Source organism: Gluconobacter morbifer G707, from assembly GCF_000234355.1.
Lineage (GTDB): Bacteria > Pseudomonadota > Alphaproteobacteria > Acetobacterales > Acetobacteraceae > Gluconobacter > Gluconobacter morbifer.
In genome coordinates this window covers 294,996-312,089 of the sequence record NZ_AGQV01000002.1, presented here as the reverse complement: position 1 = coordinate 312,089, position 17,094 = coordinate 294,996, and the positions used below count along the sequence as shown (strand labels likewise).

The window sequence follows — 17,094 nt, the reverse complement described above, 5'->3', positions numbered from 1 at the left end:
AGAGGATCGCCTGGCACATGCAGGTTACGCCCACGCTCAACGAAGGACTTAAGCGCGCCTTCACAGTCGTCGTCCCTTCTGCCGACCTGCAGGCCCGTCGCGATGCCCGACTCGCTGAAGTCGCCAAGACGATCAAGCTGCCGGGTTTCCGTCCGGGCAAGGTGCCGGCGTCCCTCGTCAAGCAGCGCTATGGCGCATCCGTGAACGCGGAACTGCTTGAGGAATTCGTCAATGACGCGACCGGCAAGCTCCTGCAGGAGCAGAACATCCGTCCGGCCATGCAGCCGAAGGTGGACATTGTTTCCGCTGGCGAAGAGGGCAAGGATCTCGAATTCAAGCTCGAGACGGAAATCCTGCCGGAAATCGAAATTCCGGATCTGTCCGGGCTGAAGCTGACGCGCCTGAACGCCAAGGTGAGCGAAGAAACGGTTGAGAAGGCTCTCAACGATGTCGCCAAGCGCAGCCGCAAGTTCGAGACGATCGAGGAAGACCGTCCGGCCGCCAAGGGCGACGTGCTGACCGTTGATTTTGTTGGCAAGCTCGATGGCACGCCTTTCGATGGCGGAACGGCTGATGACGTCAACGTCGAGATCGGCGGCGAAGGTTTCATCCCGGGTTTTGCCGAGCAGATGGAAGGCATGAAGCCGGGTGAGGAGCGCACGATCAACGTGACGTTCCCTGAGGACTATCAGGCCGAGGAACTCGCCGGCAAGGCCGTGACGTTCGATGTCAAGGCCAAGGCGCTGAAGAAGCCTGTTGATCCGGCGATTGACGACGAGCTGGCCAAGACCATCGGTTTTGAGAATCTCGAGCAGATCCGCAAGATCATCAGTGATCAGGCCGAAGGCGAGTACAAGCAGCTTTCGCGTCTGCGCATCAAGCGCGACCTGCTGGACGCCCTGGCCGAGAAGACGGATTTCGAAGCACCGCAGAACATGGTGGACGCCGAGTTCAACCAGATCTGGGCGCGTGTCGAGGAAGACCGCAAGGCTGGCCGTCTCGATGAGGAAGACGCAGGCAAGGACGATGAGACGCTGCGTGCGGATTACCGTCGCATTGCCGAACGTCGCGTGAAGCTAGGTCTGCTGCTGGCCGAGATCGGCCGCAAGCAGGACATCCAGGTTTCCCGTGAAGAGCTGATTGGTGCAATGCAGCAGGAAGCGCAGCGTTATCCGGGCCAGGAAAAGATGGTTTTCGAGTTCTTCTCCAAGAACCCGCAGGCCGTTGAAGGGCTCCGTGGCCCGATCCTGGAAAACAAGGTCGTTGACTACCTGATCGAGCTGGCTGACGTCACCGACAAGGAAGTGACGCCGGAAGAGCTGGCAGAAATTCCCCCGGCCGAACTCTGATCTTACAGGCCGGGCAAGAACGGACACTCCTCGGGGTGTCCGTTTTTTCCTGTCTGCTCCCTTTGACGGAACGCCATGCCGGGTCCATGTTAGGGAGCTGAAGTACAGCCCGCCGGGTCCGTCCCAAAGGGTATTGAGGAACAGACAGCATGGCCATTAGGGATCGTGATCCCCTCGAGGTGTTCAGCAACTCTCTGGTTCCGATGGTGGTCGAACAGACCTCCCGCGGAGAGCGCGCTTTCGACATCTATTCCCGCCTCCTTCAGGAGCGCATCATTTTCCTGACCGGACCCGTATATGATCAGGTCTCGTCCCTGATCTGTGCGCAGCTTCTCTATCTTGAGAGCGTCAATCCCACCAAGGAAATCTCCTTCTATATCAACAGTCCGGGCGGTGTCGTTTCTGCCGGGCTCGCGATCTATGACACGATGCAGTACATTCGCTGCCCCGTCAGCACGGTCTGCATCGGGCAGGCGGCGTCGATGGGCTCCCTGCTGCTGGCAGGCGGTGAAAAGAATCATCGTTACGCGCTTCCGAATGCGCGCGTCATGGTTCACCAGCCATCGGGCGGTGCGCAGGGGCAGGCCTCGGATATCGAAATCCAGGCTCGGGAAATCCTGATTATCCGTCAGCGCCTGAACGAGATCTATCGTGAGCATACGGGGCAGACGCTGGAACAGATCGAGCGGAAGCTCGAACGCGACAGCTATCTCTCCGCTGAAGAAGCGAAGGAATTCGGGTTGATTGATGAGGTTGTCCGCCGTCATCCGCAGGTTTCAGAATCCCAGTCCTGAGTCCGGACTGACTGATAGAGAAGGGGAAGGCTTTGGCTTTTCCCCTTGGAATGGGAAAGCGGCATACCGATATGCCGCTTTCCACGTCTTGGAGCGGTGCGCTCCGGACTTGCCGAAGGCTCTGACCTCGGCCTAAAGTTCAAGTTCTTTCGCATGTCTGCTGCTTGATGCGGTCTGCGCGTGCGTGAGGGAAAGAGGAACAGTGATGAGCAACAAATCTGGCGATTCCAAAAACACCCTGTATTGCTCGTTCTGTGGGAAATCCCAGCACGAAGTCCGCAAGCTGATTGCCGGTCCGACAGTCTTCATCTGTGATGAATGCGTCGAACTGTGCATGGATATCATCCGCGAGGAACACAAGACCCATCTTGTGAAGTCCCGTGACGGCGTGCCTACGCCCAAGGAAATCTGCAAGGTTCTTGATGATTACGTCATCGGGCAGTTCGAGGCCAAACGGGCCCTATCCGTGGCTGTGCACAATCACTACAAGCGCCTGTCCCACGCTGGCAAAAGCAATGATATCGAGATTGCAAAATCCAATATCCTGCTGATTGGCCCTACGGGTTCCGGCAAGACGCTGTTAGCCCAGACGCTGGCCCGCATTCTTGATGTGCCCTTCACCATGGCTGATGCGACCACGCTGACGGAAGCCGGGTATGTGGGTGAGGATGTCGAGAACATCATCCTGAAACTTCTTCAGGCTGCCGACTACAATGTGGATCGTGCGCAGCGCGGCATCGTCTATATCGATGAAATCGACAAGATTTCCCGCAAGTCCGATAATCCGTCCATCACGCGTGATGTTTCGGGCGAGGGTGTCCAGCAGGCGCTGCTCAAGCTGATGGAAGGAACGGTTGCCTCCGTTCCGCCGCAGGGTGGTCGCAAGCATCCCCAGCAGGAATTCCTGCAGGTTGATACGACCAACATGCTGTTCATCTGCGGTGGCGCATTCTCTGGTCTGGACAAGATCATTGTGGCGCGAGGAAAAGGGTCCGGCATTGGATTCGGTGCAGATGTACGTTCGGATGAAGAGCGCCGTCTTGGTGCCATTCTTCAGAGCGTGGAGCCGGAAGATCTTCTCAAATTCGGCCTGATCCCGGAATTCATTGGTCGTCTGCCGGTCATCGCGGCGCTGAATGATCTGGATGAAGCTGCGCTGATCCAGATTCTGAGCAAGCCGAAGAATGCTCTCGTCAAGCAGTATGCCCGCCTCTTTGAAATGGAAGGCGTCAAGCTGACCTTTACGGAAGATGCGCTCGTTGCAATCGCCAAACGCGCCATTGAACGAAAAACGGGGGCTCGTGGTCTCCGTTCGATCATGGAAAGCATTCTGCTTGACACCATGTTCGATCTGCCTGGCCTAGAAGGGGTCGAGGAAGTCGTCATCAACAAGGACGTGGCGGAAAACAAGGCCAAGCCGGTCTATGTCTATGGAAAAGGCAAGAGCGAACCGGCCGAGCAGTCGGCCTGAGGATTTGCGTGAAGGGGAAGGGCTTGCGTAAATCCCTTTCCCTTCCGACATATCTGACTGGTACTGTCTGAATTCATGCCTGTCTGCATGAAGAGATCAGGGTGTTCGCGCTGCCAGGCAGGCGGAGGCTCTGAGATCGTCCCTTTGGAGATCAATTGAATGACTGACGACACCAAGCCCAAAACGCGGCGTCGGACCAAGAAGGTCGAAGAAACTACATCCACTTCAGTGGAAAAGCCCGAAAAGAAGAGCGCGCGCAAGCCGCGTGCTTCCCGCAAGAATGCGACCCAGCCAGATGAACCGCGTGTGGAGGCTGTGACGGAAGAGTATCCGGTGCAGCATCATGGCCATGTCATGGCTGTACTGCCGCTGCGGAATATTGTTGTTTTCCCGCATATGATCGTGCCCCTTTTCGTGGGGCGTGAGAAATCCGTCAAGGCTCTCGAAACCGTCACGCGCGAAAACAAGCAGATTCTGCTGGTTGCCCAGAAAGATGTCTCGCAGGACGATCCTTCTGCAGACGATATCTATCGTTACGGGACCGTTTCCACGATCCTGCAGCTTCTGAAACTTCCGGATGGAACGGTCAAGGTTCTGGTGGAAGGAACACGGCGTGTCCATATTACGCGCCTGTTTGACGTGGATGGACATTTCGAAGCAGAAATCGAGGATGTTCCTGACGAGGCTCCGGAAGCGGCGCCGGGAAGTGAAATCGAGGCGCTGAGCCGTTCCACGATTTCCCAGTTCGAGCAGTACATCAAGCTTAACAAGAAGATCCCGCCGGAAGTGATGGTTTCGATCAACCAGATCGAAAACGTGTCCAAGCTTGCGGATACGATTGCCAGCCATCTGAACCTCAAGATTTCCGAAAAACAGGAAATTCTTGAAACGCCATCCGCCGCCCGTCGCCTCGAGCAGGTTTTTGCCCATATCGAGACGGAAATCGGTGTTCTCCAGGTCGAAAAGCGGATCCGGAACCGCGTCAAGCGGCAGATGGAGAAAACCCAGCGCGAGTACTATCTGAACGAACAGCTCAAGGCGATTCAGAAAGAACTGGGCGAGGGCGAAGACGGTCGTGACGAAATGGCCGAGCTTGAGGAGAAGATTAACAAAACGCGGCTGAGCAAGGAAGCCAAGGAAAAGGCACATGCGGAGCTGAAAAAACTGCGCGGCATGAGCCCCATGTCCGCGGAAAGTACAGTGGTTCGGAACTATCTGGACTGGCTTCTGGGTATTCCGTGGAAGAAGCGTTCCAAGATCACTCGTGAATTCTCCCATGCGGAAGAGGTGCTGGAGGCACAGCATTACGGGCTAGAAAAGGTCAAGGAACGTATCCTCGAATATCTGGCTGTCCAGACCCGCTCCCAGAAACTCAAGGGCCCTATCCTGTGTCTGGTTGGGCCTCCAGGTGTGGGCAAGACATCCCTTGCACGTTCCATCGCGAAAGCGACCGGACGGAACTACGTGCGCATGTCTCTTGGTGGTGTCCGTGACGAATCGGAAATCCGGGGACACCGGCGGACCTATATCGGATCCATGCCGGGCAAGATCATCCAGGGAATGAAGAAGGCCAAGACCTCCAATCCACTCTTCCTGCTTGATGAAATTGACAAGCTGGGTGCGGACTGGCGTGGAGATCCCTCATCAGCACTGCTTGAGGTGCTGGATCCGGAACAGAACGCGACTTTCGCGGATCACTACCTCGAGGTGGATTACGACCTATCGGACGTCATGTTCGTGACGACGGCCAACAGTCTGAACATGCCTCAGCCGCTGCTGGACCGGATGGAGATCATCAATCTCTCGGGTTACACGGAAGACGAGAAGGTTCAGATTGCCCGTCGTCATCTTCTGGCCAAACAGGCAGAGGCGCATAACCTCAAGCCTGAAGAATGGTCTGTGTCGGACGCTACCATCCGGGCCCTGATCCAGTCTTACACACGTGAGGCAGGTGTCCGTAATCTGGAGCGTGAGATTGCCAAGCTGGCCCGCAAGGCCGTGAAGGAAATCATCACGACGGGTGTCGACCATGTCGAGATCACGCCGAAGAACCTTGAGAAATATGCAGGGGTCCGGCGCTTTCGTCACGGTGAAACCGAGAAGGAGGATATGGTCGGTGTGGTGACCGGTCTGGCCTGGACGCAGGTCGGGGGTGAGATCCTGACCATCGAAAGCGTCATGGTGCCGGGCAAGGGGCAGGTCAAGCAGACCGGCAAGCTTGGTGAAGTGATGCAGGAGAGTGTCTCGGCTGCCCTATCCTATGTCCGTTCCCGGGCTCAGGAGTATGGTATCCGGCCGCCACTGTTCGAGAAGCGGGACATTCACATCCATCTCCCTGAGGGTGCGACGCCAAAGGATGGTCCTTCCGCCGGTATTGCCCTGGCAACGTCCATCGTCAGTGTCATGACCCAGATCCCCATCAGGCGGGACGTGGCCATGACGGGTGAGATTACCTTGCGTGGGCGTGTTCTGGAGATCGGGGGGCTGAAGGAAAAGCTCCTTGCTGCGGTTCGTGCCGGTATCAAGACCGTTCTGATCCCGCAGGACAATGAGAAGGATCTGGTCGAGGTTCCCGACAACGTCCGTCATGCCCTCAAGATCATTCCGGTCAGTCACGTGGATGAGGTGCTGAAAATCGCTCTGACGCGTGCTCCCGAGCCGATCGAATGGGATGAAACCGTAGATCCGATCGGTGGAATTGCAGGACAGAATGCGGCTTCGAGAGCACTTCCGCACTGATGCTTTCGCTCAGAGGCGATTCTTGGAGTTGACGCGGCGAAAAACCGCTTCATAGTGCGGCCTCAGATCGAACAGGCGTCCGGATCAGGAGACTCTTCGGAGGCCTGTCCGGACGCACCAACACCAGAAAGGCACATCATGGAGAAGCCCCTCAACAAGCAGGAACTGATCGCCGCCGTTGCTGACGCCGCCGATCTTCCGAAGGCAAAGGCCAGCGAAGTTGTCGATGCGGTGTTCAGCACGATCGAAAAGACGCTTGCCAAGAAGCAGGAAGTCCGTCTCGTTGGCTTCGGCAGCTTCGTGACCGCAACGCGCAAGGCCGCAAAGGGCCGCAACCCGCGTACCGGTGAAGAGATCGACATTCCGGCATCCACCTCGGTCCGTTTCAAGCCTGGTAAGGGTCTGAAGGACGCAGTGAGCTGAAAACGCTCACTTTTCGGATCTGGATGGCTTTACGGCTGTTCAGATCCGTGTATATACACATCCACGATTTTCTGAGGGCGATTAGCTCAGCGGTAGAGCGTCTCGTTTACACCGAGAGGGTCGGCGGTTCAATCCCGTCATCGCCCACCATTCTTCAGATATTTCCATGATATCCTGGCGTTTTGAATGCCATGAGTCGTTAGGTTCCACCTCTGATCTCTGCAAGGAAAAAGCCGAAGCAGGGGAAGACGCAGGCCTGGTCGTCCAGGCATTATCCCAGACCTCCGGTCGGGGCACGCGCGGGCGGCATTGGGTAGATCCGGGCGGGAATCTGGCGGTTTCCTTTCTGCTGCACCCCCATGATCCAGACGCCTTTATCAGGGCTCTCCCTTTTATTGCGGCTTTGGCCCTGTATGAGAGCATCCGGTCTTTCTGTGAACGTGTCGGCGTTACCGCTCCCCTTCTGCTGAAATGGCCCAACGACCTTCTGCTGGATGGTCGCAAGATGGCCGGTATCCTGATCGAGACCGGCGGCCCCGCGGACGGGCGCTGGGTCGTGATCGGCGTCGGAGCCAATCTGCGCAAGGCCCCTGATGTGCCTGGGCGTAAGCTGGCGGCGCTTTCGGAGTGGGTTGCCGCTCCTGATCCACAGGCAGTATGCCATGAACTTGCGCAACAGATGGAACGCTGGATGGCGCTCTGGGACGGGCAGGGCTTCGCTTCAATCCGCACGGAATGGCTGGCCCGGGCACATCCACCGGGAAGCCGGCTTGCAGTTCAGAGATGTGAAACTTATATTACAGGATCATTTTCCGGGCTGGATGAGCAGGGATGTCTGCTCCTGACGCTGCCCGAAGGGACAACCATACCGGTTATTACCGGCGATATTCTGCTGGGTTGAAGGACCGGATCGAACGTGCTTCTCGTCATTGATGCTGGCAACACCAACGTCGTGTTCGCAGTCCATGATGGACATGCGTGGGTAGGCCAATGGCGGCTTTCGACCAGCGACGTCCGCACAGCAGACGAGTATGCGGTCAGTCTACTCAGTCTCTTTGATCGTGTGGGGCTGGATGCACGCGCCATCAGCCGCGCCATTATTGGGATCGTCGTTCCGGCGGCCCTCTATGAACTGCGCCGTTTCTGCCGGCAGTGGCTGAAAGTCGAGCCGCTTATCGCCAATGCGCATCTGGACTGGGGCGAGGATGTCCTGGTGGACAATCCCGACGAACTCGGAGCGGATCGGCGTCTCAACGGCCTGGCGGCCCAGAAGCTTTATGGCGGCCCGCTGGTCGTGGTGGATTTCGGGACGGCAACCACGTTTGATGTCGTGAACGAAAAGGGACAGTTTTGCGGCGGTGCGATTGCTCCGGGTGTCAACCTGTCGATCGACGCACTGCACCGCGCGGCTGCCCGTCTGCCTAGAATGAGCGTTGGACGTCCCAGCGAGGCCATTGGCCGGAACACGAACGTTGCCATGCGCTCGGGCCTTTTCTGGGGATATGTCGGGTTGGTCGAAGGCCTTGTAAAGCGCATTTCCGCTGAAATGGCTTCCCGTCCCAAAATCATAGCGACCGGTGGTCTGGCGCCGCTTTTTTCCGAAGGTACGGAACTTTTCGACGTGCTTGCGCCGGATCTGACGCTGGATGGCCTGAGATTTCTTGCGGACAGGAATCCTGCCCCGCTGCTTTCGCATTCCCCCGAACGCCCGTAGGCTTTCGGCATTGAATACATCTGATCATACGACATGAATGACAAGGAACGACGATGACGGAAACAAAGGACGGTCTGTCCTTCCTGCCTCTGGGCGGGACGGGCGAGATCGGAATGAACTTCAATCTTTACCGCCTGACCCGCAATGGGAAAGAAACCTGGCTGGCTATTGACTGTGGTATTGGGTTTTCGGGCAATGACACACCTGAAGCCGAAGTGCTGATGCCCGATCCGACCTTCATTGCGGAACGGGCGAAGGATCTGTGCGGACTGGTGATTACGCATGCTCACGAGGATCATCTCGGGGCTGTGGCGCATCTGTGGCCGTATCTGCGGTGTCCGGTTTATGCAACGCCTTTCGCCGCAGCCGTGCTGCGTCGAAAGCTCCAGGAAGCGCACCTGCTCAACCAGGTGAAGATCCACGTTATCCGCCCTGCCTCGCGCTTTGAGGTGGGACCGTTTGATCTCCAGTTCATTCCTGTCACACATTCCGTTGCGGAAGCCCAGGCCATCGCACTGCGGACCCCGGTCGGCATCATCGTGCATACGGGTGACTGGAAGCTTGACGAAAATCCGCTTGTCGGGCCGGTGACCGATCTGGAGGCATTTCGCGAACTGGGGGACGAAGGCGTTCTGGCCATGGTGTGTGACAGCACCAATGTTCTGAAGCCTGGCAAGTCGGAATCGGAAGCTGATGTCCGCAAGGGCCTGACGGACCTGATCGCCCGTCTCGAGGGACGGGTGGCGGTGACCTGCTTCGCCAGCAACGTGGCGCGCGTCGAAAGCATTGCCAAGGCCGCGCAGGCTTCGGGCCGGCATGTCATGATCGTGGGGCGGTCCCTGCGCAATCTGGAGACCGCTGCCCGGGAATGCGGGTATTTCTCTGATCTGCCGCCTTTCCTGACCGAGCAGGACGCCCGCGACATCCATGATGACAATCTGCTGATGATCATCACGGGAAGCCAGGGGGAGCCGCGTTCGGCCCTGTCACGCATCGCAGCGGATACGCATCCCAATATCGGACTGGGTGAGGGGGATACGGTCATCTACAGTTCCCGCGTCATCCCCGGAAACGAGCAGGCGGTCACGACAGTACAGGACAACCTGTCACGTCGGGGCGTGACGGTCCTGACGGACAAGGATGCGAAGGTTCATACGTCGGGTCATGCCACGAGCGAGGATATCCGCACCCTGTATGGCATCGTACGTCCGAAATACAGCGTGCCGACTCACGGGGAATGGCGCCACCTGACGGCTCATGCCGCTCTGGCATATGAAGTCGGCGCGGACCCGGTTCTGCTGGAAGATGGAGATATTCTGAATCTCGCGCCGGGCGAAGTGAAGGTCGTCGATACGGCGCCTACCGGGCGTCTGGCGCTTGACGGTGGCCGTCTGCTGCCCATGACGGGTGGCGTTCTGGCTGCGCGGCGCAAGATGCTCTTCAATGGCATGGTGCTGGCGAGCTTCGCCGTGGATGACGAAGGATACGTCATTGGTGAGCCCAAGATCAGCGCCCCGGGCCTGCTGGAAGCCGATGATCCCGAGAGCGTGCGGATTCAGGAAGAGTTCGCAGACGCCATTGATGAAATTCCCGATGGGCTGCGTCGTGACGACGGTGAGTTCCGCGATGCGGCCAAGACGGCCCTGCGTCGTGCGCTTGGGCGCAAGCTTCAGAAGCGTCCGCTTGTCGATGTCCATCTGCTGCGTGTCTGAGAGAGAAGAACATGCGCCTGAGTAAAGCTTTTCAGCCCACATTGAAGGAAGTCCCGGCCGAGGCGCAGATTGCGTCTCACCGGCTGATGCTGCGGGCCGGGCTGATCCGTCAGACGGCGTCAGGTATCTATGCCTGGTTGCCGGCGGGTCTGCGCGTTCTGCGCAATATCGAACGCATCATCCGAGAGGAACAGGACGCGATCGGCGCGCAGGAAGTCCTGATGCCGACCCTTCAGTCTGCTGATCTGTGGCGCCGTTCCGGCCGTTACGACGCCTACGGGCCCGAGATGCTGCGTATTCAGGACCGTCACGGCCGGGACCTGCTGTACGGGCCGACCAACGAGGAAATGATCACGGATATTTTCGGTGCGTCCGTGAAGTCCTATAAGGAACTTCCCAAGTCGCTCTATCATATCCAGTGGAAATTCCGTGACGAGGTTCGTCCGCGCTTCGGTGTGATGCGTGGCCGTGAATTCCTGATGAAGGATGCCTATTCCTTTGACGCGGATTATGCCGGTGCGGTTGATAGCTACCGGCGCATGATGCTGTCCTATCTGCGTATTTTCCAGAGACTGGGCGTTCGTGCCGTGCCGATGGTGGCGGATACCGGTCCGATCGGCGGTGATCTCAGTCACGAGTTTCTCGTACTGGCACCGACCGGTGAAAGCGAAGTTTTTTTCGACGCGGCTCTGGAACAGCAGGACTGGCTTGGCCGTCCTGTTGACTGTGACAGTTCTGAAAGTCTGGCGCAGTTCTTCTCCGCTGTGACGGATCATTATGCCGCTACGGACGAGAAACATAATGAAGCCGAATGGGCCAGCGTCCCGGAAGAGCGCAAGCGCACGGGGCGTGGCATCGAAGTCGGACATATCTTCTACTTCGGCACGAAATACACGCAGTCCATGGGGATCGAGGTCAGCGGTCCGGATGGCGCGCCATTCAACCCGCATATGGGATCGTATGGCATTGGTGTTTCCCGGCTGACCGGCGCCATCATCGAAGCCTCTCATGACGATGCCGGTATCATCTGGCCTGCCTCGGTAGCGCCGTATCGTGCAGCTATCCTCAATCTTCGTCAGGGCGATGAAACCTGCGATGCGATCTGTGACCGCATCTATGCGACGGACCCGGAAAACCTTCTATACGATGACCGCTCCGAGCGTGCCGGGGTAAAATTCAACGACGCGGATCTGATGGGACATCCCTGGCAGATCATCGTCGGACCGCGTGGTGCGAAAGAAGGCAAGGTCGAACTTAAGCACCGCGTAAGTGGGGAACGGTTCGAACTTCCGGTTGAGGAAGCTCTGGCGAAAATCGGAGAGGGCTGATGTTCGGCCGCTTCGAGCGCATGGTGGCGGGGCGTTATCTGCGCGCCCGCCGGGGTGAAAGATTCGCCTCGATCATTGCGGTTTTTTCCCTGATCGGCATTGCGCTCGGGGTGGCTACTCTCATCATCGTCATGTCGGTGATGAACGGTTTCAAATCCGACCTCATGGGCCGTATTCTCGGTCTGCACGGTGATCTCACCGTGTTCGGGTACGGCCGTCCCATCGAAGCCTACCAGAACGACGTGGAAGCTATCCGTCAGGTGCCGGGCGTAAAATCCGTTATCCCCATGGCGGAAGGGACGGTTCTTGTCGAAGCGGGACGCTATTCAACCGGAGCGGACATGCAGGGTGTGTCCCAGCAGTCCTTCCGGGAATGGAAAGCGCTGAGCAGCGGGATCATCGCCGGGAGCGTGGACCGCTTCACCGGGGATGATGCGGTTGCAGTGGGATCAACGCTTGCGGACCGGGCGGGACTGAGCATTGGCTCGCCGCTCACGCTTCTGTCGCCGAACGGGCAGGCGACCCCTTTCGGTACCATGCCCCGGGTCAAGACCTATCACGTCGCTGCCATTTTCGATGCCAACTGGAACGATTACAACGCGAACGTCGTGCTGGTTCCGCTTCCGGCGGCGCAGAAATTCCTGCTGATGGGACCGGATGCCGTTTCGCAGATCCAGGTCTCGACATCTGATCCCGCCAATGTCCGGCCTGTGCGTCAGGCGATTGCCAACAGGCTGGAAGATCCACGGCTGAGAGTTCTGGACTGGACCCAGAGCGCCAATGGCTTTCTGGATGCCGTTACGGTCGAGCAGAATGTCATGTTCCTGATTCTGACGCTCATCATTCTCGTGGCGGCCTTCAACGTTATTTCCTCCCTGATCATGATGGTCAAGGACAAGACACGGGACATTGCCGTCCTGCGGACTCTGGGAGCCAGCCGTGGCGCCATCATGCGGATTTTCCTGATGTGCGGCGCATCCGTCGGAATCATGGGAACAGTGGCAGGATCTGTGCTCGGTATTGCCTTCGCCCTGAACATCGAGCGTATCCGCCAGTGGCTCCAGTCCCTGACAGGCACCAACCTGTTCAATCCGGAAGTCTATTTCCTCGAACGCCTGCCGGCCAAACTGGTCTGGTCTCAGGTCTGGGAAGTCATCGGCATGTCGCTCATCCTGTCCCTGCTGGCGACGCTTTATCCATCCTGGCGGGCTGCACGGACCGACCCGATCGAGGCGTTGCGCCATGAATGACGTGACACCGAAAACCACAGCTGCCCTTCGCCTCGAAAAATTGACCCGTCGTTTCCAGTCCGGCGAAGAAACACTGGAAATCCTGAAGAACGCTGATTTCAGCCTCCGTTCTGGCGAGATCGTGGCGCTGGTTGCTCCCAGCGGGACGGGGAAATCCACTCTCCTGCATCTCGCAGGGCTGCTCGAAGCGCCAACGGAAGGTACGGTCTTCATTAATGAAAAGCCCGTCAGCGGTCTCAGCGATCCGATCCGGACAGCCGTGCGGCGTGACGAAATTGGGTTCGTCTACCAGTTCCATCATCTGCTGGGTGAATTTACGGCCTGCGAAAATGTCATGCTGCCGCAGCTGATTGCAGGCATTTCATCGGCTGCGGCCCGAGCCAGGGCGGAAGATCTGCTAGGGCGGTTCGGTTTGTCTCACAGGCTGAATTCATTGCCCGGGCGGCTTTCCGGAGGCGAGCAGCAGCGTACGGCCATCGCCCGTGCGCTGGCCAACCGCCCCAAACTACTGCTGGCGGACGAACCGACAGGCAATCTTGATATCGCAACAGCGGATCATGTGTTTGATGAATTGCTGCGGGCTGTCCGGGATGAAGGGGTGGCAGCACTGATTGCGACCCATAATGAGGAACTGGCCGCCCGTATGGATCACACCGTGACGTTGCAGGAGAGAAAACTGGTGCCATTCGAGCACTGAATTCCGCTGCATCAGGCGCATGCTCCTGATAGAATAGAGGCATGTCTCACGCCGATTTTGTTCATCTCCGGAGCCACTCTGCCTATTCCCTGAGCCAGGGGGCCATTCGGATTCCCGATCTCGTGGGAATGGCCGCCAAAAATGGAATGCCTGCCGTTGCCCTGACGGATAGCGGCAATCTTTTCGGGGCGCTGGAATTTTCCCTGTATTGTCGGAATAACGGCGTCCAGCCGATCGTCGGCTGCCAGCTTTCCCTTCCATCGCGCAGCACCAAACCGGGCGCCATGCCCGAGCCGATGGTCGTTCTCGCACGCAACGAGACAGGACTGGCCAATCTTCAGATTCTTTCTACCCATGGCTTCCTGCATGGTGATCCGGCTGATCCGACTGTCGCCATTGAGGTGCTTTGCCAGCATGCGGATGGATTGTTCCTGCTGACCGGAGGAAATCGCGGCCCTGTCAACCGCCTGATCTTCGAGGAACAGAACGCAGAGGCCAGAGGCCTGCTGGAACGTCTTCAGGCCACGTTTGGTGAGAACATGGCCGTCGAACTGAACCGTCTGGGCGAGGCTGGCGAAAAGGAAGTCGAAAGTATCCTGATCCCGCTTGCGGATGATCTTGGCCTGCCCTTGGTAGCGACAAATGAATGTTTCTTCCCGTCGCCGCAGATGCATGAGGCGCATGACGCCCTGTTGTGCATCGCGCAGGGCCGGACCATGGCGGAAGATGACCGCTGGCATGTTTCGCCAGAAGCCTGGTTCAAGACGCCGGCGGAAATGCGTGCCGTCTTTCATGATCTGCCGGAAGCCTGCGACAACACCCTTGTCATCGCCCGGAAATGCGCCGTTGCAGCCTGTACCCGCAAACCGCTTCTGCCCATCTGTCCGAAAGTCCGGGAAGGTTCCACGGAAGAGGAAACGTTGCGGGCCATGGCCTGGGAGGGGCTGGAAAAGCGGCTCGAAGCGATGGACGGCGTGGATGACAACAAACGCAAAGTCTATTCCGAGCGTCTTCAAACGGAACTGGACATTATCGCCCGGATGGGGTTTCCCGGTTACTTCCTGATCGTTGCGGACTTCATCCAGTGGGCCAAGGCACATGATATTCCGGTCGGGCCGGGGCGCGGCTCGGGCGCAGGCTCGCTGGTGGCCTATGCCCTGACCATTACCGACATCGATCCGCTTCCGTTCGGGCTGCTGTTCGAACGGTTCCTGAATCCGGAACGTGTGTCGATGCCGGACTTTGATATCGATTTCTGTCAGGACCGGCGCGACGAGGTCATTCGCTATGTCCGTGAGGAATATGGTGGCAGTCGTGTAGCGCAGATCATCACTTTCGGTAAGTTACAGGCCAAGGCGGCGGTGCGTGACGTCGGCCGTGTGCTGGGGCTGCCCTATGGCATGGTCAACCGCGTGGCGGAACTGATTCCCAACAATCCTGCCAAGCCCGTTTCCCTGGCGCAGGCTATTGAAGGTGAGCCCCGTCTTCAGGAGATGCGGGACAGTGACGAAGCGCTGAAACGGCTGCTGGAAATCGCGCTTCAGCTGGAAGGGCTGTACCGACATGCGTCGACTCACGCTGCCGGCGTGGTGATCGGTGATCGCGAACTGGTCGAACTGGTGCCGCTTTATCGCGACCCCAAGAGCGATATGCTCGTGACGCAGTACAACATGAAATATGTCGAGCAGGCCGGGCTCGTGAAGTTCGACTTTCTTGGTCTGACGACGCTGACCATTCTGAAGCGTGGTCTGGATTTCCTTGAAGAACAAGGCATTAGCGTCGATCTCTCACGTATTCCTTTGGACGACAAGAAGACCTTTGAGATGCTGGCCAAGGGCGATACGGCCGGTGTGTTCCAGTTCGAAGGTGCGGGCATGCGGGACATGCTCAAGCAGATGGCTGCCAGCCGTCTGGAAGATCTGATTGCCGGTGTGTCGCTCTACCGTCCGGGACCGATGGCCAACATTCCGGATTACTGCCGCCGAAAGCACGGGGAGCCATGGGAGCCCCCGCATGAGGAAATCCGGGACATCCTCGAAGAGACCTATGGCATCATGGTCTATCAGGAACAGGTCATGCAGATCGCCCAGAAGATGGCTGGATACAGTCTCGGTGGCGCTGACCTGCTGCGCCGGGCCATGGGCAAGAAGATTGCGTCCGAGATGGAAAAGCAGCGCGCGATCTTTACGGAAGGCGCAACGGCACGCGGAATCTCTCAGGAGAAAGCCGTCGAAGTCTTTGATCTTATGGCTCGTTTTGCGGATTATGGATTTAACAAATCCCATGCCGCGGCTTATGCGCTTGTCTCGTATCAGACGGCATGGATGAAGGCGACCCATCCTGTGGCCTTCCTAGCAGGCTGCATGTCTCTGGCGCGGGAAAAGACGGACAAGCTCTCTGCGCTGTGTCAGGAAGCGCGCCGGATGAAAATTCCGGTCCTGCCCGTGGATATCAACCGTTCCAAATCGGATTTCTCTATCGAGACGCTGGAAGATGGCCGGCAGGGTATCCGTTATGCACTGTCAGCCATCAAGCGCGTCGGAGCCACTGCGATGGATGCGGTTGTCGCAGCGCGTGGAGACCGACCCTTTACGGATCTGACGGATTTTGCGGAACGCTGTGATCCGAAGAGCCTGAACAAGATCCAGATAGAAAGTCTTGCAAAAGCAGGTGCTTTCGACAATCTTCTCAAAGATCGTCACACGGTTTTTGCCAGTGCGGATATCCTGCTCCGGCGTGCGCAGTCCAAGGCTCAGGAACAGCAGATGGGACAGGCCGGACTGTTCGGAGGCGCGGGTCAGGACCGTGAAATCCTGCGCCTGAATGAAGGTCGTCCCTGGCCGGAGTTCGAGCGCCTGTCACTGGAAGCATCAGCGATCGGCTTTCATATGAGTGCTCATCCGCTTGATGCTTACGGTAGTGTCCTGCGTCGGCTGGGAGTCACGCCCTCCAATGCGCTGGAAAATGCTGCACAATCAGGGGTTACGCGCGTCAAGATCGCTGGATGCGTGGTCGATAAAAAGGAGCGCCCGACCCGGACCGGCAAGAAAATGGCATGGGTCAACATGTCCGACAGCAGCGGGGGCTGTGAAATCACGCTCTTTGCGGAAACGCTCCTGTCATGCCGTGACCTGCTCGTGGCGGGGCAGGCGATCCTCGTGAATGCCGAACTGAAAGTGGATGGTGACGCCCTGCGCATTACAGCCCAGAGTGTCATGGATCTTGAGGCAGCGGCAGCGGCGGAGCGGGCTGAAATCCGGGTCTGGCTGAAGCAGAAAGAAGCCCTGAGTGGATTGACGGCCATGTTGGAAGACGTCCGTGGCGGTGTGGGACGGGTCGTTCTTCTGCCATCGGTGGAAGAAACCCGCGATGTGGAGATTGCCTTGCCCGGCGCCTATCGCGTTACGCCCCGTCTGGCAGAACGCCTGAGGACACTCCGTGGAGTGGAGAAAGCGGAGCAGAAATAAGAGACAGACGGGGCGTAACGCGACATCCCTCTTGCAATTCCGGCGTTGATCGGCCATATCGCGCACGTCTCTGATTCCTTCCGGGAGGGCGAGACAATCCGCACGCATGACCCTGACGACCTCTGGTGTCCCGCAAGGGACGTTGTCATG

Annotated in this window: 12 protein-coding genes and 1 tRNA gene; all 13 read left to right on the top strand. The window is 58.1% G+C overall.

From position 1 onward, the window contains the following. The first annotated feature begins 17 nt into the window (after window positions 1-17). Window positions 18-1,349 (top strand): trigger factor, encoded by a 1,332-nt coding sequence (tig, locus tag GMO_RS06360; protein WP_008851501.1) that lies wholly within the window; start codon window positions 18-20, stop codon window positions 1,347-1,349. A gap of 149 nt (window positions 1,350-1,498) precedes the next feature. Next, the gene (locus tag GMO_RS06355; protein WP_040508391.1) at window positions 1,499-2,143 is read left to right on the top strand and encodes an ATP-dependent Clp protease proteolytic subunit; all 645 of its coding nucleotides are present in this window, start codon (window positions 1,499-1,501) and stop codon (window positions 2,141-2,143) included. Between the two features lie 205 nt (window positions 2,144-2,348). Next, window positions 2,349-3,614 carry an ATP-dependent Clp protease ATP-binding subunit ClpX gene (clpX, locus tag GMO_RS06350; protein ID WP_040508389.1) on the top strand — a complete coding sequence of 422 codons (1,266 nt, stop codon included), beginning with the start codon at window positions 2,349-2,351 and terminating at the stop codon, window positions 3,612-3,614. 159 nt (window positions 3,615-3,773) lie between these two features. Then, a complete protein-coding gene (lon, locus tag GMO_RS06345; RefSeq protein ID WP_040508387.1) occupies window positions 3,774-6,353 on the top strand; it encodes an endopeptidase La in 2,580 nt (859 codons plus the stop codon). 138 nt (window positions 6,354-6,491) lie between these two features. Beyond that, complete coding sequence (locus GMO_RS06340) at window positions 6,492-6,776, top strand: HU family DNA-binding protein (RefSeq protein WP_008851496.1); 285 nt, start codon at window positions 6,492-6,494, stop codon at window positions 6,774-6,776. Window positions 6,777-6,851: 75 nt separating this feature from the next. Continuing rightward, a tRNA-Val gene (locus GMO_RS06335) sits at window positions 6,852-6,926 on the top strand. Between the two features lie 16 nt (window positions 6,927-6,942). Then, window positions 6,943-7,677: a biotin--[acetyl-CoA-carboxylase] ligase gene (locus GMO_RS06330; protein ID WP_245528445.1), complete on the top strand. Its 735-nt coding sequence runs from the start codon at window positions 6,943-6,945 to the stop codon at window positions 7,675-7,677. Window positions 7,678-7,692: 15 nt separating this feature from the next. Further along, entirely contained in the window at window positions 7,693-8,490 is a 798-nt protein-coding gene (locus tag GMO_RS06325) for a type III pantothenate kinase (RefSeq protein ID WP_008851494.1), read from the top strand. Window positions 8,491-8,543: 53 nt separating this feature from the next. Beyond that, a complete protein-coding gene (locus GMO_RS06320) occupies window positions 8,544-10,202 on the top strand; it encodes a ribonuclease J (RefSeq protein WP_008851493.1) in 1,659 nt (552 codons plus the stop codon). 11 nt (window positions 10,203-10,213) lie between these two features. Continuing rightward, the gene (gene proS / locus GMO_RS06315) at window positions 10,214-11,530 is read left to right on the top strand and encodes a proline--tRNA ligase (RefSeq protein WP_008851492.1); all 1,317 of its coding nucleotides are present in this window, start codon (window positions 10,214-10,216) and stop codon (window positions 11,528-11,530) included. Further along, entirely contained in the window at window positions 11,530-12,780 is a 1,251-nt protein-coding gene (locus GMO_RS06310; RefSeq protein WP_008851491.1) for a lipoprotein-releasing ABC transporter permease subunit, read from the top strand. Before proS ends, GMO_RS06310 begins: the two co-directional genes overlap by 1 nt. Further along, on the top strand, window positions 12,773-13,477 hold the full coding sequence (locus GMO_RS06305) for an ABC transporter ATP-binding protein (RefSeq protein WP_008851490.1): 705 nt from the start codon (window positions 12,773-12,775) through the stop codon (window positions 13,475-13,477). Before GMO_RS06310 ends, GMO_RS06305 begins: the two co-directional genes overlap by 8 nt. A 41-nt stretch (window positions 13,478-13,518) precedes the next feature. Next, window positions 13,519-16,944 carry a DNA polymerase III subunit alpha gene (gene dnaE, locus GMO_RS06300; protein ID WP_040508385.1) on the top strand — a complete coding sequence of 1,142 codons (3,426 nt, stop codon included), beginning with the start codon at window positions 13,519-13,521 and terminating at the stop codon, window positions 16,942-16,944. Window positions 16,945-17,094 lie beyond the last annotated feature (150 nt).